General features: G+C 53.8%; 27 protein-coding genes, 3 tRNA genes and 1 pseudogene. 6 read left to right on the forward strand and 25 right to left on the reverse strand.

All coding sequences use genetic code 11. The features are described from left to right. Positions 1 to 3: 3 nt before the first annotated feature. The 7 genes from CAP31_RS11165 to cydP all read right to left on the reverse strand — a co-directional run bounded on the left by CAP31_RS11165 (position 4) and on the right by cydP (position 4208). A complete protein-coding gene (locus tag CAP31_RS11165; protein WP_087447605.1) occupies positions 4 to 411 on the reverse strand; it encodes a group II truncated hemoglobin in 408 nt (135 codons plus the stop codon). Continuing rightward, entirely contained in the window at positions 401 to 760 is a 360-nt protein-coding gene (locus CAP31_RS11170) for a hypothetical protein (protein WP_087447606.1), read from the reverse strand. The genes CAP31_RS11165 and CAP31_RS11170 overlap by 11 nt, the downstream gene beginning before the upstream one ends. Before the next feature lie 27 nt (positions 761 to 787). Further along, the gene (locus CAP31_RS11175; RefSeq protein WP_223247259.1) at positions 788 to 1054 is read right to left on the reverse strand and encodes a cyd operon YbgE family protein; all 267 of its coding nucleotides are present in this window, start codon (positions 1052 to 1054) and stop codon (positions 788 to 790) included. A 2-nt stretch (positions 1055 to 1056) separates the two neighbouring features. After that, positions 1057 to 1179 carry a cytochrome bd-I oxidase subunit CydX gene (cydX, locus tag CAP31_RS11180; RefSeq protein WP_087447607.1) on the reverse strand — a complete coding sequence of 41 codons (123 nt, stop codon included), beginning with the start codon at positions 1177 to 1179 and terminating at the stop codon, positions 1057 to 1059. Positions 1180 to 1194: 15 nt separating this feature from the next. Beyond that, the gene (cydB, locus tag CAP31_RS11185) at positions 1195 to 2334 is read right to left on the reverse strand and encodes a cytochrome d ubiquinol oxidase subunit II (protein WP_087447608.1); all 1140 of its coding nucleotides are present in this window, start codon (positions 2332 to 2334) and stop codon (positions 1195 to 1197) included. A 64-nt stretch (positions 2335 to 2398) separates the two neighbouring features. Next, positions 2399 to 3994 carry a cytochrome ubiquinol oxidase subunit I gene (locus CAP31_RS11190; RefSeq protein WP_087447609.1) on the reverse strand — a complete coding sequence of 532 codons (1596 nt, stop codon included), beginning with the start codon at positions 3992 to 3994 and terminating at the stop codon, positions 2399 to 2401. After that, positions 3987 to 4208: a cytochrome oxidase putative small subunit CydP gene (gene cydP, locus CAP31_RS11195; RefSeq protein ID WP_087447610.1), complete on the reverse strand. Its 222-nt coding sequence runs from the start codon at positions 4206 to 4208 to the stop codon at positions 3987 to 3989. The genes CAP31_RS11190 and cydP overlap by 8 nt, the downstream gene beginning before the upstream one ends. A 468-nt stretch (positions 4209 to 4676) precedes the next feature. Between cydP and CAP31_RS15330 the strand changes: the two are divergent. Beyond that, positions 4677 to 4790: pseudogene (locus tag CAP31_RS15330) on the forward strand (sigma 54-interacting transcriptional regulator); the annotation flags it as partial. A 129-nt stretch (positions 4791 to 4919) separates the two neighbouring features. Continuing rightward, positions 4920 to 5024 carry a helix-turn-helix domain-containing protein gene (locus CAP31_RS15245; protein WP_304442135.1) on the forward strand — a complete coding sequence of 35 codons (105 nt, stop codon included), beginning with the start codon at positions 4920 to 4922 and terminating at the stop codon, positions 5022 to 5024. A 45-nt stretch (positions 5025 to 5069) separates the two neighbouring features. Here the strand turns inward: CAP31_RS15245 and CAP31_RS11205 are convergent, their stop codons facing one another. The 17 genes from CAP31_RS11205 to CAP31_RS11290 form a co-directional block, all read right to left on the reverse strand. Further along, on the reverse strand, positions 5070 to 6365 hold the full coding sequence (locus CAP31_RS11205) for a hypothetical protein (protein WP_087447612.1): 1296 nt from the start codon (positions 6363 to 6365) through the stop codon (positions 5070 to 5072). A gap of 80 nt (positions 6366 to 6445) precedes the next feature. Next, positions 6446 to 6922, reverse strand: coding sequence for a hypothetical protein (locus tag CAP31_RS11210; protein WP_087447613.1), 477 nt, complete (start codon positions 6920 to 6922; stop codon positions 6446 to 6448). Between the two features lie 5 nt (positions 6923 to 6927). After that, positions 6928 to 7884 (reverse strand): FAD:protein FMN transferase, encoded by a 957-nt coding sequence (locus CAP31_RS11215; RefSeq protein ID WP_087447614.1) that lies wholly within the window; start codon positions 7882 to 7884, stop codon positions 6928 to 6930. Then, entirely contained in the window at positions 7881 to 8426 is a 546-nt protein-coding gene (locus CAP31_RS11220; RefSeq protein WP_087448365.1) for an FMN-binding protein, read from the reverse strand. The genes CAP31_RS11215 and CAP31_RS11220 overlap by 4 nt, the downstream gene beginning before the upstream one ends. A 9-nt stretch (positions 8427 to 8435) precedes the next feature. Continuing rightward, entirely contained in the window at positions 8436 to 9338 is a 903-nt protein-coding gene (locus CAP31_RS11225) for a DUF6662 family protein (protein ID WP_087447615.1), read from the reverse strand. An 85-nt stretch (positions 9339 to 9423) separates the two neighbouring features. After that, a complete protein-coding gene (gene hemP / locus CAP31_RS11230; RefSeq protein ID WP_087447616.1) occupies positions 9424 to 9606 on the reverse strand; it encodes a hemin uptake protein HemP in 183 nt (60 codons plus the stop codon). Positions 9607 to 9829: 223 nt separating this feature from the next. Beyond that, positions 9830 to 9906, reverse strand: a tRNA-Asp gene (locus CAP31_RS11240). A gap of 58 nt (positions 9907 to 9964) precedes the next feature. After that, positions 9965 to 10040 (reverse strand) — tRNA-Glu (locus CAP31_RS11245). A 36-nt stretch (positions 10041 to 10076) separates the two neighbouring features. Next, positions 10077 to 10268 (reverse strand): hypothetical protein, encoded by a 192-nt coding sequence (locus tag CAP31_RS11250; RefSeq protein ID WP_223247260.1) that lies wholly within the window; start codon positions 10266 to 10268, stop codon positions 10077 to 10079. 221 nt (positions 10269 to 10489) lie between these two features. After that, positions 10490 to 11044, reverse strand: coding sequence for a response regulator (locus CAP31_RS11255; RefSeq protein ID WP_087447618.1), 555 nt, complete (start codon positions 11042 to 11044; stop codon positions 10490 to 10492). Between the two features lies 1 nt (position 11045). Next, positions 11046 to 12392 carry an HD domain-containing phosphohydrolase gene (locus tag CAP31_RS11260; RefSeq protein WP_087447619.1) on the reverse strand — a complete coding sequence of 449 codons (1347 nt, stop codon included), beginning with the start codon at positions 12390 to 12392 and terminating at the stop codon, positions 11046 to 11048. After that, the gene (locus CAP31_RS11265) at positions 12385 to 14046 is read right to left on the reverse strand and encodes an ATP-binding protein (protein WP_223247261.1); all 1662 of its coding nucleotides are present in this window, start codon (positions 14044 to 14046) and stop codon (positions 12385 to 12387) included. The genes CAP31_RS11260 and CAP31_RS11265 overlap by 8 nt, the downstream gene beginning before the upstream one ends. 240 nt (positions 14047 to 14286) lie before the next feature. Continuing rightward, entirely contained in the window at positions 14287 to 16521 is a 2235-nt protein-coding gene (locus CAP31_RS11270; protein WP_087447620.1) for an ATPase, T2SS/T4P/T4SS family, read from the reverse strand. Between the two features lie 79 nt (positions 16522 to 16600). Next, positions 16601 to 17830, reverse strand: a complete 1230-nt coding sequence (locus tag CAP31_RS11275) for a sensor histidine kinase (RefSeq protein WP_087447621.1) — start codon at positions 17828 to 17830, stop codon at positions 16601 to 16603. Position 17831: 1 nt separating this feature from the next. Then, complete coding sequence (locus CAP31_RS11280; RefSeq protein WP_087447622.1) at positions 17832 to 18479, reverse strand: ATP/GTP-binding protein; 648 nt, start codon at positions 18477 to 18479, stop codon at positions 17832 to 17834. A gap of 390 nt (positions 18480 to 18869) precedes the next feature. Further along, positions 18870 to 18945 (reverse strand) — tRNA-Ala (locus CAP31_RS11285). Between the two features lie 73 nt (positions 18946 to 19018). Continuing rightward, positions 19019 to 20410 (reverse strand): FAD-binding oxidoreductase, encoded by a 1392-nt coding sequence (locus CAP31_RS11290; RefSeq protein ID WP_087447623.1) that lies wholly within the window; start codon positions 20408 to 20410, stop codon positions 19019 to 19021. Positions 20411 to 20572: 162 nt separating this feature from the next. Here CAP31_RS11290 and CAP31_RS11295 point away from each other — a divergent pair, with 162 nt between their 5' ends. From CAP31_RS11295 to CAP31_RS11310, 4 genes are all read left to right on the forward strand, one after another. Next, positions 20573 to 20917 carry an EF-hand domain-containing protein gene (locus CAP31_RS11295; RefSeq protein WP_157662738.1) on the forward strand — a complete coding sequence of 115 codons (345 nt, stop codon included), beginning with the start codon at positions 20573 to 20575 and terminating at the stop codon, positions 20915 to 20917. A gap of 60 nt (positions 20918 to 20977) precedes the next feature. Beyond that, complete coding sequence (locus CAP31_RS11300; RefSeq protein WP_087447625.1) at positions 20978 to 21352, forward strand: hypothetical protein; 375 nt, start codon at positions 20978 to 20980, stop codon at positions 21350 to 21352. 4 nt (positions 21353 to 21356) lie between these two features. Then, complete coding sequence (locus CAP31_RS11305; RefSeq protein WP_087447626.1) at positions 21357 to 21890, forward strand: GNAT family N-acetyltransferase; 534 nt, start codon at positions 21357 to 21359, stop codon at positions 21888 to 21890. Positions 21891 to 22004: 114 nt separating this feature from the next. After that, positions 22005 to 22625: a cation transporter gene (locus CAP31_RS11310; protein WP_087447627.1), complete on the forward strand. Its 621-nt coding sequence runs from the start codon at positions 22005 to 22007 to the stop codon at positions 22623 to 22625. 20 nt (positions 22626 to 22645) lie between these two features. On the opposite strand, the gene CAP31_RS11315 is transcribed toward CAP31_RS11310, so the two are convergent. Continuing rightward, entirely contained in the window at positions 22646 to 23623 is a 978-nt protein-coding gene (locus CAP31_RS11315; protein ID WP_087447628.1) for a sensor domain-containing diguanylate cyclase, read from the reverse strand. Positions 23624 to 23625: the final 2 nt, after the last annotated feature.

The raw sequence follows: 23625 nt of genomic DNA on the forward strand, positions 1-23625 counted from the left end.
AAATCAAGCGGGATGTCCTTCCGCGCGATTACGCATGTGGTCAGCCACTTTCGCAAACGCACTGGACAGTTCGCGCCGTAACGCCTCATCCTGCACTACTTCTGTCAATGCCTGATCCATGCACGCCAGCCACTGGTCGCGTTCGGATATGCTGATGGGGAAAGGCAGGTGACGACGGCGTAACATGGGGTGTCCATGCTCCTGAATATAAAGCTGAGGGCCGCCCATCCAGCCGCACAGAAACTTGAACAGTTTATCCTCCGAGCCTTGCAAGCTCTCGGCATGAAGCTTGCGAATACCGTAAGCCTCCGGCAACTCATCCATAATTTCATAAAAACGGTGCACTAGCGCACGGATAATATCCGCGCCCCCAATTCGTTCATAATGGGTAACGGCTGGATTAGGCTGCATAAACGATCTCATTTCCATATTGCAGATTGGCAAGGACAGCCACGTCAATCAAATCGGGCTGCGGTAAATCAGGCTGATTCATGATAGCAATAAACCCGCCATGATTCCTGCCGGATGGACGCGGATTGATTCCGCGTTTCCGAACAATGCCGGAAATATGCCTGCGGAGACAGGCATGTCCAGAATAAATCAGGGGTTCATCTGCCGTTTCCGACACGTGATGCAGTGTCAGATTCCACTCCTGCAACAGCGGCAAATTCAGGCTGGTACGCTCCTGCAGCGGATCGATCAGTGCTGCATAGTGCGTGTCGGGCTCACCCGGAAAATAAATATGGGTAAAACTTGTCATATCAAACACTACCGAAAACAGGTCATGCTAAACCCCGATAAAATATGGTCTGGCAATCAATACCAGACCAAGCCCCATCAGCAGCCATGCACTGACAGGGCCAAGCACTGCACGCCACAATCTGGTCTCGGGGTCAAATCCCACGCCGTGAACGAATCCCGCACATATCCCCCATATTACCAGAGTCAGCAAACCGTGACTTAACCGCGCAATGGCGGGAGGATAAAAGGTCATCAGGGTTGCCAGGGTTGCCGCCAGCAGCAATGACAGCGAACGTGCGAGCGTCGTATACACAATTATAGCTTCTCTTCATGGCGCGCTTCTTCTTCACGCAGTTCGTGATTTTCACCGTATATGGCATTTACAATCGCCAGCAGGACTGCCATTGCCACCCCTAAAATCCAAGCAAAATACCACATGTTCTTTCTCCCGGACTAATAAGCAGAATGATCGTTGTCCTTGATAAAATCAAGGGTTACTTTGCCGGACATCACTTTATACGCCCAACTGGTGTAAAGCATGATTATCGGCAGGAAAATCAGCGTAACCCAGAACATCAGACCGAGCGTCATATGCGATGAAACGCTATCCCACACCGTCAGGCTGGAACGCGGATCGGTCGAAGACGGCATGATGAACGGAAACATGGAGATGCCGGCCGTACCGATAATCCCCAGCATGCTCAGCGATGATCCGATAAATGCCAGCGTCGGTTTGTTCATCAGTCCGAACAGGATCGCCAGTACGCCGCCGGCAAAAGCGATCACCGGCACCAGTATGGCCAGCGGGTACACGCTGTAATTATGCATCCATGCGCCCGCCTCCATCACCACGGTCTTGTCCAGCGGATTAGGCAATGCACCAGGCAGGTTGCCGCTGGTAATAATGAAACCGTCGATGCCGTTCATCACCCACACTCCGGCGGCGGCGAAAGCAGCCAGTGCCAGCATACCGAACAGGATCGCGGCGCTACGGCTGCGGCGATAGATATCGCCCTCGGTACGTATCATCAGGTAATTCGCGCCATGCGCAGTGATCATCGCCGTGCTGACCACACCTGCCAGCAACGCAAACGGGTTAAGCAATTGCCAGAAATTGCCGGTGTAATACGAACGCAGGTCGTCATCGAAATGGAACGGCACACCTTGCAGCAGGTTGCCGAATGCCACGCCGAAGATCAGCGGCGGTACGGCGCCACCGATAAAGAGCCCCCAGTCCCAACTGCTGCGCCAGGTCGGATTGGCGATCTTGGAGCGGTAATCGAAACCGACCGGGCGGAAGAACAGCGCCCACAGCACCGCCAGCATCGCCCAGTAAAATCCGGAAAAGGCTGTCGCATACACCAGCGGCCACGCAGCAAAGATTGCGCCGCCGCCGAGGATGAACCAGACCTGATTCCCTTCCCAATGCGCCACCACGGTATTGATTATCACGCGGCGCTCGGCATCGTTTCTGCCCACGAAAGGCAACAGGGTCCCTGCCCCCATGTCGTGCCCGTCCATGATCGCGAAGCCCAGCAACAGCACGCCGACGAACAGCCACCAAATGACTTTGAGCGTTTCATAATCCAGCATTGTTTTCTCCTTAATATACGGTGAAGCTGCATCCTGGCAATAACCGTGATGCAACCTGAATCATTTATGCCTTATCGGCGGGTGCACGAGCCGGAATCGCGCCGCCTCCGGATCTGCCTTCATCCTGATAACGCCCGGTATGCAGGCTGCTCGGGCCTTGGCGCGCGAATTTCACCATCAGATACATCTCCACGATCAGCAGCCCGGTGTAGAAGAACACGAAACCGCCGATCGAAGCATACACATTGCCCGCGGTCAAAGTGGACGCTGACAGATGGGTAGGTAATACGCCGAAAATCGTCCAGGGCTGACGGCCGTATTCCGCGACAAACCAGCCCAGCTCGGCAGCGATCCATGGCATAGGGACAAACAGCAGCGCCCAGCGCAACAGCCATTTGTTCTTGCCGCAGGTGTTCCTGACCGAGGCATACAGCGCGACCGCGAACAGTGCCAGCAGCGCGGTACCGATAGCCACCATAAAACGGAAAGTCCAGAACAGCGGCGTCACACGAGGGATGGTGTCGTCGGTTGCCTGCTGTATCATTTCCGGCGTTGCCTTACTCACGTCCTCCGTGTATTTCTTCAACAGCAGACCGAATCCCAGATCACCCTTGTATTTGTCGAACTCGGCCTTGAGCGCCGCATCTTCGGGGTGCTTGCGCAATGCGGCCAGCGCCGTCACTGCGTGCGCACCGTTGATAATCCGTATCCGATTATGCGCCTTGATTTCGTAGATACCGGGAATCTCTTTGGTCAATGTGCGCGTACCGATGACACCCATGACATAAGGAATTTCTATCGACCAGTCGTTTTTCTGCTCTTTTTCGTTAATCCCGGCAATCAGGTTAAAGGAAGCAGGTGCCGGTTCGGTATGCCACATGGCTTCGATCGCGGCCATTTTGGTCTGCTGGTTTTCGCCTACGGTATAACCGGATTCATCGCCGAGCACGATGACCGACAAGGCCGAGGCAAAACCGAATGCGGCCGCGATGCGGAAGGAACGTTTGGCAAATTCGACATCGCGGCCCATGAGCAGATACCAGGAGGAGATACCCAGTACGAACGCCGAAGCGGTCACATAACCGGCACTGATAGTATGGACGAACTTGGCCTGCGCCTGCGGATTGAAGATCACGTCCCAGAAATCGGTCATTTCCATGCGCATGGTAATGAATGAGAAATCCGAACCCACCGGATTGTTCATCCAGCCGTTCGCCACCAATATCCACAGCGCCGACAGATTGGAGCCCAATGCCATCAGCATGGTCACCATCAAGTGCTTGTTTTTGGATAGCTTATCCCAGCCGAAGAAGAACAGGCCGATAAAGGTGGATTCGAGGAAGAAGGCCATCAGTCCCTCGATCGCGAGCGGCGCACCGAATATGTCGCCCACATAATGCGAATAATAGGCCCAGTTGGTACCAAACTGGAATTCCATGGTGATGCCCGTCGTCACCCCCAAGGCGAAGTTGATACCGAATAATTTTCCCCAGAACTTGGTCATGTCCTTATATATCTCCTTACCCGTGATGACGTAAGTCGATTCCATAATCACCAGTATGAAGGTCATGCCCAGTGTCAGCGGTACAAATAAAAAGTGATACAACGCAACAATCGCGAACTGTAGTCGTGATGCATCAACCAACTCTGTGCTAATCATCTTGACGACTCCTTGTGGCAGGTTGTGTAACAACGGGTTGAACTGTGTTTTGTTGTTTATTAATGACGGCGTTGCTAACTTGATTTGCATCCATAGGTGCTTGCGCACCGATGGGGCGAAAAAACGCCCACCAGATCACAAAGATCGCGATTATTTTCACTATCAGAATCACCAATATCTCTCGTCCCAACGGGTTGTTCCACATCGCACGCATGCTTGATTCCCTTTCACATACACCTATGGTAAGGCACCCGCCAGCCGCAGATACGCCTCGACATCGCAGCTGACGGGTGACTGCTTCGCAAGGCGTGTGCCAATTTCTTCAAAAACCGCATAACCAATTAAAAATATCCGAATAGGTTGTTAAACCTGTGAACAAGCAATTGATTTATTAAATATTTATAGTTTAAAAAAACGCCGAACACAATCGGGGATACAGGGCTTGAACGAATACAAGAATTCGATGTAGGAAGCATGGCAACTCGAACAAAACAGGAACAACTGCCATTTTTGACATAAACCTCACGAAAACTCCGCGTAATATGTCATTTTTGTCAGCCTTGCTTGAAGGCATCAGGGCCGGCTTTTACCCCGTCTGCCGAACCGCTTCCTTATCCGGATAACCTGGCTGGATCCCGTATCCTGCAGGAGAAGGATTGCGCCGACGGACGCCCCGGCCGTATTGTCGGGCGAATCGGACACGCAGAGGGAACTGGTTGCGGAAGCGGTGCACGGAACCAGCGGTCGCTGCCACGGGCCATTTGTGCCGGCAGACTGCTCCGGCTTGACCGTGGCACCGTTTGAAAGCGGATTATTCGGTTATGAAAAAGGCGCGCCTGCAACAGCGCGAGCCGACGCAAACAAGCCTGATCGAAGCGGCCAGAGGCGGCACACAGCTTGCCGGCAACCTCCGCGAACTGTGCAAATGCTGAAACGCGCCAGCCTGCTTGCGGACGGCGATGATCGCAAAGGGCTGGCGCAGAAGCTCGGCATCAGCGAACGTACCTTATACCGCAAACTCAAGAACTGAAGCCGGCTGGAAGGTATCCGCAGTACCCCAGCAGCCATTGCAGGATCAGAACATCCAGCCAACACCGAGATTGAAGCGGTCTTTCAGCGGGTCGGTTTTATAATTCTGCCAATCCGCCTTGAACACCACCCCGCGGCTGAGATTGAAATTGGCGCCCAAGGTCGTCACCGTTTCGTCGTTTAACGAATTAGCGATATAGCCCGCATCCACACTGGCCTGCGTGTTATAGCGTTCATAGCGCACGAATGGCGTCAGCCGCATCTCGTCCTTCTTCCAGACATGATAGGCGGCCTGCCCGTACCAGCCGTAGAAGGATTTTGGCGCAGCATCGTTGCCGTCGCCCGGCACTATGCCTGCGGCATCATTGATCGCCAGGGTATCACCCAGAGTGCCGCGCGCATACAATGCCTGCAATTCCAGGTCGCCTATGCTGTATTTGCCGTGGAGATCCCAAAGTGTCAGCCGCGCATTTTTTCCCTGCAATGCAGGACTCGCTATTTCGCCATTACCGTCCTGCGCCGTATTCCCGGTAAACAGACCTCCGCCCAGCAGCCAGCCCGGCTGGCGATAATTCAAACCGGCGTAGAATGCCAGATTGTTCGCCGCGGCCTGACTGGCTTCACCGTGCATGTCCTTGATGCCATAAGCTGCGCCGGTCGGACCCTTGGCATATTTGCTGGCATCGAAACCGCTGGAAATGCCCATATTATATTCGAGTGCGCTATCCAGCACCTTGCCCTGCAACCCCACCCCTGCTTCTCGCCAGGTCGATGGAATAATGCGCGTTTCGACCTCGTTGCGGAATACGCCGTAATAAGTCGGCGGCTCATGCGTTTCATTCACTATCCCCAGCGGCATCAGCATCAAACCGGCACGCAGATTGGCCTGCGGCAACAGATTATATTCAATGTAAGCCTGCTCGATCTCGGCTTCACCCTTGTCGTCTGCGCTGGCGATCGCATGCTCGATCTCGAATTCGGAATACATGCGCAATTTATCGTTGAAGCGGTGCCCGAAAAACAGCACAAAGCGATTGAGGTCGATCTGATCCTTGACCGAGCCGTCCTTGTAATTGCTGTATGACACCTCGCCGTAACCGCCTATGCTGGTGTCGGTATCGGTTTCCGGCATCGCATCGGCAACCGCACTCTTGATCGCGGTATCCACCTGCTGTGCACGAGCTTGTTTTTCCTCGGCAAGCTGCTGCTTCAGTTCCAGCATCTCGCGCTGCAGCTGCTCCAGCTTTTGTTCCAGGCTGGCGGTAGTCGCATCCGCATGAGCGTTTAATGAAAGCGTCACCAATGTCGCCAATAAGGTCAGTTTCAATTTTCCATGTTGCATTTGCTTACCTTTCGATATCAGATATTCGGCTGGCTGACAGCAAAGAAGCTGTACTGGCTGGCAGATTCAAGGATTTCAGACTAATGGGAAACGGGGTTAAAAACGGTGACGGAGCGATGGCGTCCGCGCCAGATATGCATTACCAGCATCAGCGGCATGGACAGACCGACAACCCAGTGCAACAGCGGCAACCAGGCCTCATTGGCGTCACTGCTGAAGTAATACAGCGCATAACCGGTCAACGCCAGCCACAGCAACAAGGCTTCCATCGCAAAGCCGGTAAAGCGGTTCTTTTTCAAATGCCAGGCGCGACGGGCATGGATAGGCAGCACCGAACCGGTCGCCACCAACATCGCGAACCCCATCAATCCGTGCAAACGCAGCCACCAGATTTCCAGTGGGTGCGGCGCATCGCCAAACTCACCGGCGACCCGCAAAAAATAATGAAAACCCAGCCATGCGGCGCCGGAAAGCCACAACAAGGTAAACACGACGTACAGCGTATATTTATGGGATTTGGCAAAACGGATAGGCAGGGGCAAATGATGGTATTTCATGGTCGTCAGGTAATGACACGGGTGCGCCAGGCGGCAGGATAAAGACTGGATGTATCGAATACGCGGCAACCGCCGCTGGCGGTATCGGCTTCCAGCATGAGCGCGCGCGCGCCGAATTGCGAGAGCTTCCCCACCGCACTATGGGGATCGGCGTGCACGACCTTGGTCAGCGCATCGGCGGTCATGCAGTCGTCCGCCAGTATGGTCACGCTGCGCTGTACTTCGGCAGCAACACGAGTATGAGGATTAATCAACGGAGTGACCATGCGCCCCTGATAACGGCGCTGGGTATAGTAACCGGCCGAAGTCGCGGCGGCACCCTGCCGCAACTCGACAACAGGCAGCATCTGTGTGGGTGAACCGGGGTGACGCACATGAATAATTTGCGCAGTCTCGCCGAATACGCGCAAATCGCCGCCGGCATTGACCCGCCCGCTGTACATGCCGGCCTCCTGCAGTGCCGCTATCGCCAAGTCGACCGCATAGCCCTTGGCGATTCCGGAGACATCGATGCGCAAGCGGCGTGCAAGCCTTACCTGATTATCAGGCAGCAAAAGGACATGCCGCCAATTGCCCTGCCCCGAAATACGCGGGAAATCCGAGTGCCGAGGCAGGAATCCCAATTTGGTCAGGGTCGGCGCAATAGTGATGTCGAATAAGCCATCGCTGGCCTCGGAAAACCTGGCGGCCGCCTGCAGTACATGCCATGTATGCCGCGCCACTGTCACCGGACGCTCAAAGCCTCCCCGGTTGATACGCGAGATATCCGAATCCGCCGCCTGATAACTCATCAGCTGGTGCACGCGCTCGACAGCATCGAACGCGTTCGATATCGCCGTCTGCACCGTATCTGCCGTATCGCCGCTGGCGGCGATTTCCACCAGCGTGCCCAGCAGCGGACGTGCGCGTACGCATTCAGCCAGACCGGAAGCAACCGTTGCAGAGAGTGCCAAGGCTGTCATTTAAGCACCGTCGCGCAGGTGGCCAGCAGGCGCTTGACACCATCGGTAATATGCTTGCATGACAGCGTCGCACCGCTGATATTCTTGATATCTTCATCCAGCTGCAGCGTGTCGCCCGCTTTCTTGCCGGTAAACTGCGCGCGCCATTTGGCGTTATTGACTTCACTGCCGTGCGTTTCACGATAATCGAGGATCTCGACGCCCTTTACCGCGCCATCCGCGCCTATTCCCACCGCGTAAGTGATGAATTCGTGCTTGCCGTAAACCTCGTCCAGCAGGAACCAGCCCAACGCTTTGCCGCCCTGGGTCGCATGCCATGCCTTGACTTCGTTTACCCGAACACGCACGCCGGAACTGGCTTCAATCGCACGTTTCTGTTCGGCGCTCAGCACCACCGTTTTCGCCTCGAAGCCATCCGCCGCCGGAAACAATACTTTCTGCGCCTGCTCCACGTTCATGTACTGCACTGCAAATGCTGGCGCAGAGGCTGCTGCAGGTATGATCAATGCAGGCACCATCAACCAGCGATCAAAATTGCTCATGTTCATTCCTTAAAAGTTAAAGCCGACTTTCACACGAAATTCCTGTTTGGTCTTTTCTATCAGATGCAGACTCGTATCGGTTTGCCCCGGATAGGTTTCGAATCCGCCACCCACCATTTGCGGCAGCCAGGTCGCCGTAAACCACCAGTTCTTGGCGCCGTAATGCACATTAGGACCTGCCTGCACCGACCAGCGCTCGCGCCCCACTTCGGTTTCGTATTCGGAGTCGTACAATGCCTCTGCGCCGACAAACCAGTTAGGCGCAACCCGGTACGACAAACCGGTACCCGCCAACAGCCCTATCTCCATCTCCGGCGTCGTCGGCCACTGCTCCTGGGTCAGCGTCATGCCATCAATAGGCAAGCGCACCGCATAAGTCGCCTCCATGCCCAAGTTAGTCACCCAGACCAGCTGATCGTCGAGAAAATTCTTCTGTGCCAGCAGCCAGGTTTCGAGCGTGTATTTGTCCTTTTTCTGACCGGAATGCGGATCCAGCTGGGTATAAGCGCCGGATACATAGGCCGCCAGGCCAAAATCATCCTTCGCCGGACTGAGGAAGTTATATTTGGCTGAAACTTCAACCCCTGAAAGTTTCATGCCGGTATCATTGTCAGCCGGAATATAGCCGTCAATCTGCAAACCTTTGGTATCAACCGCTTGCCCGAGCACATAGACAGCCCCGGTAAAACGATCAGTGAAACCATGCTCCAGCTCGGTCTTGCTATCGTAAGCAGTATATTCACCCGCCCCCTTGTCCCAGCGCCGGGTCAAATGCTGCACGACCTCATTTGCGCCTTTCGGCAAGGTTTCCGCACCTCTCAGATAGCCGAACAACGCCTCGTCTGCCTGCGCGCCCCCTACCGTCGCCAGAAACACAGCGGTGCCCAATATCACTTTTCTACTTTTAAACATCGTCCATCTCCTATCAAGTAAGTCAATCTCATCATTGGCTGGCTTGCTCGGAAAATGAGCTGGCTGGCTATTCAAATATTTCAAATCACTTCGTCAAAATCAGCTTTCCATTGCGCGTACGCCGCAAGCGATATTGTTCACCGTGATGACTGATCAGCACTTCATCGCCCTGACTGAAGAGCCATTCGCTGGGTATCGGCGATACGGTACCTGCACGCACCTGGCCCAACTTTTCCGCATTGGCAGTATTTGTATCCAGTTTAATCATCACTAATATGTTTGATTATGCAATTGAGAATGATTTGCATTATATATAAAATAAAAATAAATGCAACAGACGGGATAGACAAATTGGGGCAGCTTGAAAACATGCGGATACGCACTGCAATCCGGCCGCAGACAAGATCAGGAAACAAGTATTTTTGAGGGAATTGCAGGAAATACATAAATATTGCCGAAATTCATCATTCGGCAATATTCAGCATGTATGTTGGCGGAGTGGACGGGACTCGAACCCGCGACCCCCGGCGTGACAGGCCGGTATTCTAACCAACTGAACTACCACTCCAAATCTAACCAGTCGGCTAGAAAATTAAACGGGTTGCATCGCTGCAACCCGTCAAGATTGGCGTCCCCAACGAGATTCGAACTCGTGTTATCGCCGTGAAAGGGCGGTGTCCTAGGCCTCTAGACGATGGGGACAGAGGCAAAACTCAAGCTGCGCATTATAACAGCTTTTTACTTCTTTGAAAACTGGGTAGCTGTGACTCCAACCAACAGCAGAGCAAATCCTGCGGGTATCATGGCGATCCAGATACTCGGTTCGCCATACTTAACCAAATCAATAAAACCGAAAATCAGACCGACTACAGTCATGATCAATCCGATCCAGATCAAGATCACGCCAACCTTGTGCATCTGCTGACCCATTACCTTACCTGGCAAGCAAACATCTGCTAACCAATTGATTTGGTTTAGTTTCCATACCGGCAATACAACTTAAAAAACATTGCACCGCTTGTCGAAGGCCCGAATTGTACCAGCAAAAACCTCGCTGTCAAGCGCAAAACAGGGGATAAAAACCTGCGCTGTCACTTCAACTGATTAAAGCTTATAAATACAAAACCTTACCCTTAGCCAGAAAAAACGCTTCATAGGTCGCTTTCATCGATTATGACCGAACCGTCAGGCCCCCAGTTTACCTTGGTGATTCCCGGGTTCTCTTCTTCGAGTCGCTTCAATGCAATTTCCTGCCTGGACAATTGCCCCTGCTGCAAACGTACCGTATCCGCCAAGCGCTGATTCTCCATTAACAGCTTCCTGTAAACCAGCGCCTGGGCAATGGCAAATTTCAACTCATAGTCGTTCCATGGCTTGTTAATAAAACGGGAAATCTCGGCTTCATTAATCGCACCCACCAACCCTTCGAGATCGGCATAACCGCTGAGGATAATTCTGGCTGCATGAGGCTGAATCTTTCGGAACGCTTTCAGGAACTCGACTCCGCTCATTTCCGGCATACGATAATCGGATACGACCAGATCGAAGACCACCACTTCAGCACGCTTTAATGCATCGTGTGGCGTATCAAACGTCTCTACGCTGATTTCATGGAATTCGCGATCCAATCCAATGCCGCCCATGAGTACGCGCCGCAATGCGCTTAATATATTTTTCTCATCGTCTACCAGCATGATACGAATCACATCAATCTCCTTTTTTTGCGCAGACCCAGATACTTATCGACTGCCCTTCAAGTCGTTCGAAATTCCTTATTTGCTCGATCAATTGAGCATTAAGCACATAATCCTTGGACAGCAATAAATTTCCACCCTGGCCGACCATATCTCGCGACAGCACCATACCCACCTGCAGCTGCATTGAATTCAACATCAGATCGGCTTTGGTTTCCGTCAGCTCTGGCGATTGCTTCGCCATTTTTCCCAAAAAAGCATCAACCACTGCAGGATCGTAACGATTACCCCGGCCTTCCTGGATATAGACAAGCGCCTCCTTTTGCGTCAGGCGTTTATTCATGATCGTGCCAAGCTGTACGGCATCATAATCATTGGCAAGCGCGAGTATGCGTGCGCCCAAGGGAATATCCAGTCCCGCAAGCTTATCCGGGTAACCCAAACCATCGAAGCGTTCATGGTGGCCGCGAATATACTTTGCCGCACCCTGCAACTGCTCCAGCGCCATCAGCGCAGCTTCGCCCTTGGCGGGGTGCTTCACTACTTCGGTGCGTTCATCGCTGGTCAGACCGGAAAATGGTTTGGCTAGCAAGCTATCCGGCAAACCGATCTTGCCGACGTCATGCAACAACGCCGCCAGAAACACATCCTGCACTTCAGCATCGTTCATGCCCATGCGCTGCGCCAAGGTTCTGGCCAGGTCGGCAACTCGGCGTGAGTGTCCGGCCATCGGGCCCTCGCGCATTTCGATAAGATTGGAGAATACGCGTATCGAGGTAATAAAACTTTTCTTGAGTTTGTCATGCGCCACTTCCAGAAAACCCATGGTCTGACGCACCTCTTCGGTACGCGCCTTGACTCTCTCTTCCAGCGTGACGTTAAGATTTTTGAGCTCCTCGTTCTGCGCAAGCGTCAGGTCTTCCAGGCGGCGTTTTTCCTGCGCCAACGCTTTCAGTTCCAGCGCCTGCCGAACAGCCAGAACAATCTCGCTATCCTCCCAGGGTTTGGCGATGTAACGATAAATTTGCCCCTTGTTGATCGCATCGATGGTCGCGCCGATTTCAGCATAGCCCGTCAGCAGGATACGCACCGTCTCCGGCCAGCCCTCCCTGACTTTTTCCAGAAACTGGGCGCCATTCATTTCCGGCATGCGCATATCCGAAATCACCAGATCGACGGCTTCACGGGCCAGAATCTCCAGTCCTTGCGCACCGCTTTCCGCTGTCAGAATGCGGTATCCGAATGGGCGAAACAGGCGTTTCAACGAAGCGAGGATATTGCTTTCGTCATCCACAAACAACAAAGTGGCACTGGCATCGGATGCCTGTATTGAAACAACCGCAGATTGCATGTCATTCATTGATCTTTCCATCACTCGAGAAACTGGTCCGTGAATTTTTTACTTCAGACATATCTTCACCTTGCGCCCGATTTGAATGCATCTTCTCTTGCGCAATCGATTGATTTATCGGCAGGCACACCCGGAACGCCGTCCCAGCCCCCACCTTGCTCTGTACTTCGATACGCCCATGATGCTTCTGGACAATCCCGTACGACAGCGATAATCCAAGTCCGGTACCTTTGCCTACGGGCTTGGTGGTGAAGAACGGATCGAATATCCGTTTCATGTTTTCCTGTGCAATACCGATGCCGGTATCGGCCACTTCAATCCAGACTTCGTCATCTACCCTACCCGTGCGGATGGTAATCACACCCCGCTCTTCAATGGCATGCGCCGCATTTACCAACAAATTCATGAACACCTGATTAAGCTGGGAGGACAAGCATTCAACCTCGGGGATCAGGTCGTATTTCTTGATCACTTCCGCTTTATATTTGATCTCGTTATTCACGATATTGAGCGTACTGTTTATTCCTTCCAGGATATCCACGAAACGCCACTCTTCGGTCGCATCGGAATGAGAAAAATCCTTCAGGTCCTGCACTATCTTTTTGACCCGGGTAATACCCTCTTTCGATTCATTCATCAAGGCTGGCAGATCTTCCTTCAGGAATTTGAAATCCAGGGATTCCTTGGCTGCCTGCAGTCTGGACAGCACATCATTATCCGAAATCAGACTCTCGGCTATTTCGTAGTCGTCCATTATGCGGAATATATCCTCGAGGTATTTTTCCAGCGTACTCAAATTGGAATAAACATAACCGATCGGATTATTGATCTCATGCGCCACACCGGCTGCCAGCTGTCCAATGGAAGCCATCTTTTCCGATTGCAGCAACTGACCTTGGGCCGACTCCAGCTTTTTAATAAGCACCTGTTGTTTTAACTGCTCAGCATGCAATGAACGATTACTTTGCTCCAGTGCACGCAACAGCTCAATCCGTTCCAGCACCCGTAAAATATCAGGCAGCAAATGCTCGAATATCGACAAATCATCTTTATTGAAAAATGTGCCGTCCGCTTTATCGATCAGAAAAATGATTCCGACCGATCTGCCATTAACCCAAAGTGGTGCTGCCAGCAACGGGTGCGTAAAAATCTGCATATCGCTAACGGCCGACAAACCCGGACTATTGATGATTGCTTTTCCGCTAATGACCGATGTGACGAGCCGGTGGAAATCGTCCGAGTGTTTCAGCTCATCCCGCATCATGTCGTCAACACCGTGAACCAGAAAGTTCCCCGCATTGTTTCCGCCATCAACAGGCACGTAGATTGCCCTGCGCGCGCCGATCATTTCCACCAGATCCGCCAATACCCCGGCAAAAAATTCCTTAAGATCCTTTGCGGTCTTTACCAGCCTGTCGGCCCTGTTCAGGCGCTCCTGAACATCGGCCAACAGCACCATCCGAATACTGGCCGCCGCCAAACTATCGGACTCCCGGTTACTCAGGCTTAACTTGACGGCAAGCCTTTCCAACAGGCGATTGACTGCTTCGGCCACTTGCCCCGACTCATCTGAAACAGGAGCAGGCAGCGCTACATTCTGATGATAATCGCTGATTGCATCGATCGCCTCTATCAACACCTGATAATCACGAATTTCTATCATCGTTTAGTTCCCGACAGAGAATGACCACATTCAATATGACTATATACCACTATGGCCATTTGGCAAAAAACATGGACGAAAACATTCACTTTCCACTGGTTTCAACATGCCTGACAGGCAACCATACACGAATGATATATCGTTACCGAGTTCGCTTTGCGTTTCGATGCACCCATGACGTTTCTGGATAATCCCGCAGGCGGAAAATTGCCGGATGTCCCAAGAAATGGAGCGTAACCGCTATTGCGGCCCGAGGACGCGCAACAGCTCGTCTATTGTCGTCAGTCCCTGATTGACTTTGTCGCGACCATCATCGAGCAGTGAAGATGTTCCGATCTTCTTCGCCAGATTGGTGATCTCAAGTATGGTAGCGCCGCTGGAGATAAGATGCCGCATCTCGTCGTTAGGCACCAGCACCTCATACAAACCCAGGCGCCCGCGATAACCGCTGCCGTTGCACTGACTGCAGCCTTTTCCTTTGGAAGCGGTGATTTTCTCCGACGTAAATAACGGCCCCAATCGGGCCAGCAGCTCTGGGGCCGGCACATCCGGCTCGGTGCAATGCACGCAGTTTTTCCGCACCAGGCGCTGCGCGATGACGCCCTCCAGGGCAGTAGCCACCACATAAGGCTTCAGCCCCAGATCGAACAGGCGCGAAATAGTCGCCACCGCCGAATTGGTATGCAGCGTGGAAAATACCAGATGCCCGGTCAATGCCGCATGAAACGCTACCTCTCCCGTTTCATAATCACGGATCTCGCCCAACAGGATCACATCCGGGTCCTGACGCAGGATAGCGCGCAAAACCGCCGGAAAGGTCAAGCCGATCTTTTCCTTGATCAGCACCTGCCCGGCCTGATCCATGTAATACTCCACCGGATCTTCGATAGTGACGTAATTCTTGGTAGGCGTGGCGTTATGCTGCAACAGCGCGTAAAGCGTGGTCGTTTTACCGCTGCCGGTCGGGCCGGTGGTCAGAATCAACCCCTGCGGCTTATCGACCATATTCAGTACTTTCTTCAGGTCAGGGGGGGAGAAACCCAAACCTTCCAGACTGATAATGGCTGAATTGCGATCAAGAATACGCATGACCACTTTTTCCCCATTAATGGTAGGCAGCGTAGAAATGCGCAAATCGACGATACGCATCGGTGTTTTTACCGTGATACGCCCATCCTGCGGACGACGCCGCTCACTGATATCCAGCTCTGACATCACCTTGAGTCTCGACACCAGCGACTGATGCAAATGGTGCGGTATCTGAATCTTGTCCACCAGCACGCCGTCGATGCGATAACGTACCACGACGCTTTTGGTGCGCGGCTGAATATGGATATCGCTGGCCCCCAGCCGGATCGCCTCGAGCATGACCGCGTTCACCAGCCGGATCGCCGGCGGCTCATCCGTGCCGCGCAGCAGTTCCTCCAGCGGCCTGTTATCCTCTTCTTCAATAACAATCTCGATGCCTTCATACGGATCGGGCCCTGCAACCAGTGTTTCCAACTCCTTGAAATCGACGCCTTCCTCCAGACCATACACTTCGGCGTATTTGGCCTTGATGGCGGCAACATCGGCCATCACCGGCTGTATTTCCAGACCGGAGACAAAACGCAAGTCGTCGATCAGCCCCATGTCCATCGGATCCGCCAGCGCCAGCAGCAGACGCTTGCCATCCAGACGCAACGGCACCACCAGCTGACGCTCGCAGAAACTGTGCGGGATCAGTGCAGCTACTGCCGGATCGACCTGAAACTCGGCCAGCGACACTTCCTCCATCAGAAATTCTTTGCGCATGATGTCGCGAATGATTTTTTCGGAGACCCAGTCGTGCTCAAGCAGCAATTTGATCATGGGCTCTTTGCGCTGCTGTTGCTGCCGGTACAGCTCCTGCACCTGCTGATCGTTGAGCAAATTACGCTTGTTGAGCATGATCGCAAGCTGACTGCGGTTGGTAACGGTCAGCTTGGAAAGCGCGGTGATTTCCTTGGATTTATCCTTGTTATCCTTCTGCAGCGCCTTGTTTTTCTGAATCAGATCGTACTGCTCCAGCGCCAGTGCCACCGTGACCCGCAAATCATCGTCATTCCACGGCTTGAGGATGAATTTATATACCGCACCCTCGTTGATAGCCCCCATCACCGCGCCGGTATCGGCATGTCCGGTAAGCATGATACGGATCATCTCCGGCCGGATGGCCTTGGCCTTCCTCAACAATTCCGCCCCATTCATGACCGGCATCATGTAATCGGAAATCATCAGCTGAAAAGTCTCTGTGCGCAACATCTCCATGGCCTCCTGACCATTGGCGGCGGTAGCGATGAAATAGTTTTCCTGACGGAATATGCGCTGCAAGGCCTTGAGCACGTTAGGTTCGTCATCGACCAGCAGAATACGGTATTTGGCAGCCTTCACCGGCTCGGATTTTTGCTCCTTCTCGGGAGCTGCGCCAGTGAACAAGGATGAATAACGAAACATGCTCGGCTTTCCTAGAGTAAAATACCTGCCCCTGGCCGGGCACACCGTCCAGCACCAGCACCGGATTCAAACGTGCCGTCTAAGCGGTGGGGTTCACAGGCAAGTAAATTGTAAATGTTGTCCCTACACCAACCCGGCTTTCAACCTCGATCCGCCCGCCATGCGCAACAACGACATCGCGGCTGACGGTCAACCCAAGCCCGGTCCCTTGCCCTACGTCATGGGTAGTATAGAACGGATCGAATATGCGTGACAGTATCGCCGCAGGTATTCCCTTGCCGGTATCCGCAATGCAAATCCGGATTTGCGCATTCGCCAGCGCAGTCTGGATGTGAATCTGGCCTGGGGTTGTCATCGCCTGTGCGGCATTAAGCAACAGATTAAGGAACACCTGATTCAGTTGCCCTGACATACAACGCAGTAGCGGCAGCTCGCCCAGCTCCAGCAGCAATTCAGCGCGATCCTGGAGCTGGGTTGCTGCCACATTGCACACCGAACGGATATTGTCGTTCAGATTGACGACTTTTTCCTCAGCCTGATCCACATTGGAGAATCCCTTCAGATCGGCCACGATCCGCGTCACCCGGTCCGCACCGGCAACGCTTTCCTCGAGCAGGGCAGCAAAATCCTCCAGAATAAAATCCAGGTCGGCGTCCTGCCAGGCGGATTCCAACTGGGCCGGAGTCTGCGATTTGATCATGCCGGCCATCTTTCCCAGCTTCTGCACATACGATTGTGCCGTACCCAGATTGCTGCGGATAAAGCCGATGGGATTATTGATTTCGTGAGCCACGCCGGCCGCAAGCTGGCCTACCGAGGCCATTTTTTCCGCCTGATAAAGCTGTCTTTGCGCCGCGTCTATTGTCTTTACCTGTTCCTGAACCCGTTCTTCCAGATGCGCCGCCAGCAATTTATAACGGGCTTCCGATTCCTGCAACAAAGCATGTTTGTGCTGTAATGCCTCAAAATCCGCGTGCACTACTTCCACATGCATTCTGGCGGCCATGTAATAGCGCGCACCGGCTTGCAGGAAAAGCTCCAGCAAGCTTACCGCAGCGTCCAGCCTGACCGCATCCTCAGCCGGCGTTTCCAGAAAAGCGATAATCTCGAGATCATGGCTGACCGCAACCCGGCTGGCGCCGGCGGCAAAAGCAGCCGCAGCACCCAGCACCGGCTCACCCTGCGTCGTGACCAAACGCAATGGCTGACCGAGCAGCGCCGTGAGCGCGGCTTCCAGCTTGCCGGCTGCAATACCGGACAGCAGGTCGCGTAAACCCAGTTCGCTATCGTAACGGCCCTGTTGCTCCAAGCTAATCTCCCACTACTGCATTGACGAAAGCAGGCATGTCCATGCCATGCGTCACACCCAGTGCGCAATACTTGTCGAGTACAGGATAAACGGCTTCCAGCAATTTCACGAAAGATTCCTTGACCCCCTCCCCAACCAGCGCAGAAGCAAACACCAGCGGCCATGGCGCAGCCGACCAGCGTTCGCGGATTTCGTCCTCGGTAAGGATATTGGGCAGATCACGCTTATTGAATTGCACGACCAGCGGCAAGGTGTCGAAGTCCAGTCCGACACGCCCTGCATTTTCTTCCAGATTCTGGAATGCTTCGGAATTATTGATGCCTTGCGAGTGCTGGGAGTCGGCGACGAACACCACGCCATCCGCCCGTGACAGCACAGCCTTGCGCGTGGCATCATGCACGACTTGCCCGGGAACGGTATAAAGTTTGAGTTTCACCAGCCAGCCTGACGGCGTATGAAACCCCAGCGGCAACAGATCAAAGAACAGCGTGCGATCATTCTGGGTTTCCAGCGTCATGATCTCGCCTTTTAAATCAGGAGCCAGGATATCGTGCAAACGCATCAGATTGGTCGTTTTTCCGCTCATGGCGGGACCGTAATAAACCAGCTTGATCGTAATTTTTCGGTTAGTTTCATCAAACTCCGCCATCGCCTGTCCCTTTTCCAACCGCGCCGTAATACTCGATGCATGACTCTTCCGGCAAATGCACTTAATCTGACATCTGGCGCCAGAATACCCCAAAAGACTTGCCGGGCTCCATTATTTTGACATAATCAACGCAGTGCCAAGCGGAACCGGAAGATGATGATTTTTATCATATCGAACGCATCTGAGCAGCAGACTCGGACAACCGGCAACGTGTGTCCGCCACACAATGGCGCCAACCGTGGACATACGCTATGTCTCATGGTAATGACTCACTCAGGCGCAAGTCAATCCTGCCAACGCAGATTTTGGGGATGGGGTGATGACAGAAAGCACAACGCCCCGGTTTAGCTGACCTGTGAAATCAGTTAAACCGGGGCGTTGAGTAATACTTGGTGGAGGTAAGCGGGATCGAACCGCTGACCTCTTGCATGCCATGCAAGCGCTCTCCCAGCTGAGCTATACCCCCGAAAGACGCGAATTATAGGCGGAATCGGCCATATTTGTAAACCCCGGCCTGCGAAATAAATCCGGGCAAGACTTTATTGAACGGCGTCCGGCAATAACTTATACGGATTCAGCAGATTGTCCGGATCGAACTGCCGTCTGATCTGATGCATGATCTGCATGCTCGCTGCATCGATTTCCATAGCCACATAATCGCGCTTTTCACTGCCGATACCATGCTCGCCTGACAGCGTGCCGCCCAACGTCAGCACCCTGGAAAACAACCTGTGCAGCGCCTGTCCGGCTTGCTGCATCTGCACCGCATCTGCCGGGTCAACCATGATATTGACGTGCAGATTACCGTTACCCGCATGACCGAAACTCACGATAGGCAATGCATATTCAGCCGCCAGCTGTTCGATATGCACTACCAGCTCAGCCAGACGCGATACCGGCACCACCACGTCCTCATTGATCTTGAGCGGCGCTATACGCTTGACTGCATGCGACAGCGATTTACGCGCCAGCCATAACGCCGTTACCGAATCCTGGTCGATGGCCTGCTGCAATTCCAGCATGCCCTCGCCTGCCAGCGCCAGTTTCAATGCCGCTACCTGACGCGGCAGGTCGGCGCTCACTCCATCGGCCTCCACCATCAGCAGCGCCGCAGTACCCGCCGGCAAATCTGTCGCCGCACCCGCGGCCTGAATCGCCGCTATCGACTGCCGATCCATGAATTCCAGCGCACACGGCACCACGGCCTGGCTCATCACCCGCGCCACGGCGCGGCACGCATCGGCGTTGCTGGCATAGCATACACGCAAGGTCGCCCGCGCCTCGGGAGCAGGCAGCAGCTTCAAAGTGGCCTCGGTAATCAGCGCCAGCGTGCCTTCCGATCCGACCAACAAGCGCGTCAAGTCGTAACCGGTCACTCCCTTGGTGGTACGACAGCCGGTTTGTATCAATTGCCCTGCACCAGTTACGGCGCGCAGCCCCAGCACATAATCCCTTGTCACCCCGTATTTCACCGCGCGCGGCCCGGCGGCATTCATCGCCAGGTTGCCGCCGATGCGGCAATACGCCGCACTGCCGGGATCAGGCGGATAAAACAGTCCGTGCTCGCGTGCCACCCGGTCGATTTCAGCGGTAATCACCCCCGGCTGCACCACCATGTAGCGATCCGCCGCATTCACTTCCAGAATCCGGTTCATGCACTCGAAACTCACCACCACCGATCGCGGCGCAGGCAACGCGCCGCCGACATTGCCCGAACCCGCGCCGCGCGGAATCAGCGCGATGCCATGGGTTATGGCTACCTGCATCAATGCTACCACCTCATCCTGCTCGCGCGGGAACAGCACCGCCATCGGCAAACAGGCGCGCGGCGTTTCGTCACGACTATACCATTCCAGCACATCCGCATCGGTGACCATCTGCTCACGGCTTAATACGGCAACGAAATCCGATTCTATATTTTGGGGCAGCATTTACGACCTTCAGATTAATGGAAACGTCATTGAAAGCAGCATTCTATTACCTGGTTACACCTTGTTACAATTTAAACGCACTTCGACATGTTTACGCGGGCAAACTTGTTTATTATCGACATATCGGAATACTCCGATTTACTTATCCACAGGGAGCAAATCATGCACACCACCAAAACCCTTGCCTGCCTTCTGGGACTGGCACTCACCGTACCCGCACTTGCCGACTCCACCACGCCGCCGATGGACAGCCTGGGTGGCAGGCCGCAAATGAACAGCAGCCAAATGTACAGCATGATGATGTCGCGCTTCAAACAGTCGGATAAAGACAATAACGGCGCAATCAGCAAAACCGAAGCGGCCAACATGCCCATGCTCGAAATGCACTTTGACGAAGTGGATACTAATCACGACGGGCAAGTAAGCGCCGCCGAAATGCAAGCCGCATTCCAGCAACAGATGGGCAAACAGGCCCGCGGCCCGCAAAACGGCATTAAGGCCCAATAAGAGGCACCCATGGGCGCTCTACATGCAACATTCGCCCCGCAAATTTCACGAGGGGATCCCATGACCAAACGCTACTATCTGGGCCTGGCTTTATTGCTGGCCTCAGTGCTGGCGCAAGCAGCCGACATGAGCAAAATCGGCGCCCGGCATCTGATGCACACCGGCTTCGCCCCTATTCCGTCCGGTCTTGCTGAATACGCGCCGCGCCGCTCGCAAGACAACGCCACCACCGCACCGCATTTCATTGTCGGCGGCAAAATCAAGGATGGGCTGTACAGCAAACCGCCGGCTTTGCAGCAACCGGAAAATGACAACCTGACCTACGACACCGGTTTTCGTAACCCCTACACCACCGGCCACAAAAAATGGCGGCGTCTACCCGCCAGCAGCATGCCGGGCAGCCATTTTCCCGGTCTGAATATCATACGCACCTGATCGCATGCCCCCGCTCACCTTTCGCCTGGCCACCGCACAGGACATTGATCCCCTCGCCGATCTGGTCAATTCGGCCTATCGCGGCGACAGCAGCCGGGCGGGCTGGACCACCGAAGCCAATCTGCTGGGCGGACAACGCACGGACAGCGACGAGATCCGCAGTTTGCTTGAAACGACAGGCTCGACCATCCTGATTGGCATGCAAGGCAAAGACATCATCGCCTCGCTGCACCTGCAACAGGACGGCACCCGCGCCTATCTCGGCATGTTTGCCATCCGTCCCGATTTGCAAGGCGCAGGCATCGGCAAACACTGCCTGCAACAAGCCGAACACCATGCCCGGCAGCGATGGGGGGCGAGCACCATGCTGATGACCGTCATCACCCTGCGTCATGAGCTCATCGCCTACTACGAGCGCCGCGGCTACCGCCACACCGGCATCTTGAAGCCGTTCCCGACTTCACCTCGATTCGGTATTCCAAAAGTGGATGGACTGGAATTGATGGTACTGGAAAAAGTTCTGGACACGACAGATTAAAAACCGGCTTCCGGCCAGTATTACACTAAAACCAGCGGTTGAATTGCATCATAACCGTGCCCAAACGAGGCATGTTATAGTAAACAGAACGTATTTCGATATAGGTCACACCCGATGGCTAATTGCTGCAATAACAAGGCTTGTGAGATTGAACTACTGCGCAATCGTCAAAGCGCAGTACTAAAGACAGTATTGGCTATTAACCTTGCCATGTTCATGGTAGAACTCACCGCGGGACTGTTCAGCGGCTCAATCTCGCTAGTAGCTGACTCGCTGGATATGCTTGGCGACGCCCTGGTATACGGCTTCAGCATCTACGTTGTTGCACGTGGCGCAAGAATGAAAGCCAATGCTGCCCTGCTCAAGGGCGGAATCATGGCAGCTTTTGGCCTATTCGTTCTGGCTCAGGCGGTTTACAAAATCATTTTCCCGCAAGTACCGATATTCGAGGCCATTGGTGCAATTGGTCTGCTGGCGCTCGCTGCAAACAGCATTTGCTTTGCTTTACTCTGGCGGCATCGCACCGACGATATCAACATGAGTTCAGTTTGGTTGTGCTCTCGCAACGACATTATTGCGAATGTCTCGGTGCTGTTTGCTGCCGCAGGCGTATGGCTTACTCACTCAGGCTGGCCTGACATTATTATTGGATTATCGCTTGCCGCTCTTTTTCTACGCTCAGCCTTATCGGTATTACATGAAGCGATCAGAGAGCGTCGAGCAATCAATACCTGAAACCCATCCGAAGCCCGCAATTACAAACACTTGCCACGCACGCAATTCCGGCCCGCATCTTTCGCCAGATAAAGCGCCTGGTCCGCGTCGATCAGCAATTGTTTGAACGAACTGCAGAAGGGTGACAATGTTGCCATGCCGATGCTGATCGTGCAGGACAGCATCACGCTGTCGCTGATCGCAATCTGACGCGCGGCTACCGCACTGCATAATCGTTCGGCCAGACGGCTGGCAATCGCGTAATCGGTCTGTGGCAGGATGATCGCAAATTCCTCGCCGCCGATACGGCCCACAATGTCGATATTACTGCGCACGCATTGCACGCAGGCTTCGGCCACGGCGCAAATGACCAGATCACCGGTCATGTGGCCCCAGGTATCGTTTACCCGTTTGAAAAGGTCGATATCCACGATCAACAGCGACAGGGATTGATTAAAACGCATGGCGCGCTGGACTTCGCTGGCCCCCATTTCCATCAGTTTGCGACGGTTGGCGACCCCGGTGAGCGAATCGCTGGTTGCCAGCGATTGCAGCATCGCATTCATGTCCTCGAGCAATGCGTTCTGCTCGGTGAGTTTGCGGTTTATGAGCTCGAGCTCGTCTTCCTTGCGCTTTCTGTCGTCGATGTTGAAAGTCACGCCGATGAAACGCTGCCCCTTGTTTTTGCCATCGAGATCCATAACCTTGCCGTAGTTGGCGTACCACACCCATGCACCTGATTTGGCGCGTAACCTGAACTCGCAACGGTACTGCGCAGTAACGCAAGACAAGTGTTCGTCAATGGCAGCCTTGACCACCGGGATATCGTCAGGATGGACGATCGTGAACATGTCATTGACGTAGAAAGAAGTTTCCTCTTCGCTATATCCGAGCTCTTCAAAGATTTTGATCGGCTTGCGGATCACGTCACCGGCTACCAGATCGTTTTCCCACAGTTCGAGTCCGGCCGCCTCCAGCGCAAGTTCCAGGCGTTCCTTGTTGATATCCTGCTCAGTCATCA

Source organism: Sulfuriferula sp. AH1 (genome assembly GCF_002162035.1).
Classification (GTDB): Bacteria; Pseudomonadota; Gammaproteobacteria; order Burkholderiales; family Sulfuriferulaceae; genus Sulfuriferula.

Bases quoted from the DNA above. Each gene is read 5' to 3' on its own strand.
- CAP31_RS11165 (WP_087447605.1), bottom strand. From the start codon at position 411: ATGCAGCCTAATCCAGCCGTTACCCATTATGAACGAATTGGGGGCGCG.
- CAP31_RS11170 (WP_087447606.1), bottom strand. From the start codon at position 760: ATGACAAGTTTTACCCATATTTATTTTCCGGGTGAGCCCGACACGCAC.
- cydX (WP_087447607.1), bottom strand. From the start codon at position 1,179: ATGTGGTATTTTGCTTGGATTTTAGGGGTGGCAATGGCAGTCCTGCTG.
- cydB (WP_087447608.1), bottom strand. From the start codon at position 2,334: ATGCTGGATTATGAAACGCTCAAAGTCATTTGGTGGCTGTTCGTCGGC.
- CAP31_RS11190 (WP_087447609.1), bottom strand. From the start codon at position 3,994: ATGATTAGCACAGAGTTGGTTGATGCATCACGACTACAGTTCGCGATT.
- cydP (WP_087447610.1), bottom strand. From the start codon at position 4,208: ATGCGTGCGATGTGGAACAACCCGTTGGGACGAGAGATATTGGTGATT.
- CAP31_RS15245 (WP_304442135.1), top strand. From the start codon at position 4,920: ATGCTGAAACGCGCCAGCCTGCTTGCGGACGGCGATGATCGCAAAGGG.
- CAP31_RS11205 (WP_087447612.1), bottom strand. From the start codon at position 6,365: ATGCAACATGGAAAATTGAAACTGACCTTATTGGCGACATTGGTGACG.
- CAP31_RS11210 (WP_087447613.1), bottom strand. From the start codon at position 6,922: ATGAAATACCATCATTTGCCCCTGCCTATCCGTTTTGCCAAATCCCAT.
- CAP31_RS11215 (WP_087447614.1), bottom strand. From the start codon at position 7,884: ATGACAGCCTTGGCACTCTCTGCAACGGTTGCTTCCGGTCTGGCTGAA.
- CAP31_RS11220 (WP_087448365.1), bottom strand. From the start codon at position 8,426: ATGAGCAATTTTGATCGCTGGTTGATGGTGCCTGCATTGATCATACCT.
- CAP31_RS11225 (WP_087447615.1), bottom strand. From the start codon at position 9,338: ATGTTTAAAAGTAGAAAAGTGATATTGGGCACCGCTGTGTTTCTGGCG.
- hemP (WP_087447616.1), bottom strand. From the start codon at position 9,606: ATGATTAAACTGGATACAAATACTGCCAATGCGGAAAAGTTGGGCCAG.
- CAP31_RS11250 (WP_223247260.1), bottom strand. From the start codon at position 10,268: ATGGGTCAGCAGATGCACAAGGTTGGCGTGATCTTGATCTGGATCGGA.
- CAP31_RS11260 (WP_087447619.1), bottom strand. From the start codon at position 12,392: ATGAATGACATGCAATCTGCGGTTGTTTCAATACAGGCATCCGATGCC.
- CAP31_RS11265 (WP_223247261.1), bottom strand. From the start codon at position 14,046: ATGATAGAAATTCGTGATTATCAGGTGTTGATAGAGGCGATCGATGCA.
- CAP31_RS11270 (WP_087447620.1), bottom strand. From the start codon at position 16,521: ATGTTTCGTTATTCATCCTTGTTCACTGGCGCAGCTCCCGAGAAGGAG.
- CAP31_RS11280 (WP_087447622.1), bottom strand. From the start codon at position 18,479: ATGGCGGAGTTTGATGAAACTAACCGAAAAATTACGATCAAGCTGGTT.
- CAP31_RS11290 (WP_087447623.1), bottom strand. From the start codon at position 20,410: ATGCTGCCCCAAAATATAGAATCGGATTTCGTTGCCGTATTAAGCCGT.
- CAP31_RS11295 (WP_157662738.1), top strand. From the start codon at position 20,573: ATGCACACCACCAAAACCCTTGCCTGCCTTCTGGGACTGGCACTCACC.
- CAP31_RS11300 (WP_087447625.1), top strand. From the start codon at position 20,978: ATGACCAAACGCTACTATCTGGGCCTGGCTTTATTGCTGGCCTCAGTG.
- CAP31_RS11305 (WP_087447626.1), top strand. From the start codon at position 21,357: ATGCCCCCGCTCACCTTTCGCCTGGCCACCGCACAGGACATTGATCCC.
- CAP31_RS11310 (WP_087447627.1), top strand. From the start codon at position 22,005: ATGGCTAATTGCTGCAATAACAAGGCTTGTGAGATTGAACTACTGCGC.
- CAP31_RS11315 (WP_087447628.1), bottom strand. From the start codon at position 23,623: ATGACTGAGCAGGATATCAACAAGGAACGCCTGGAACTTGCGCTGGAG.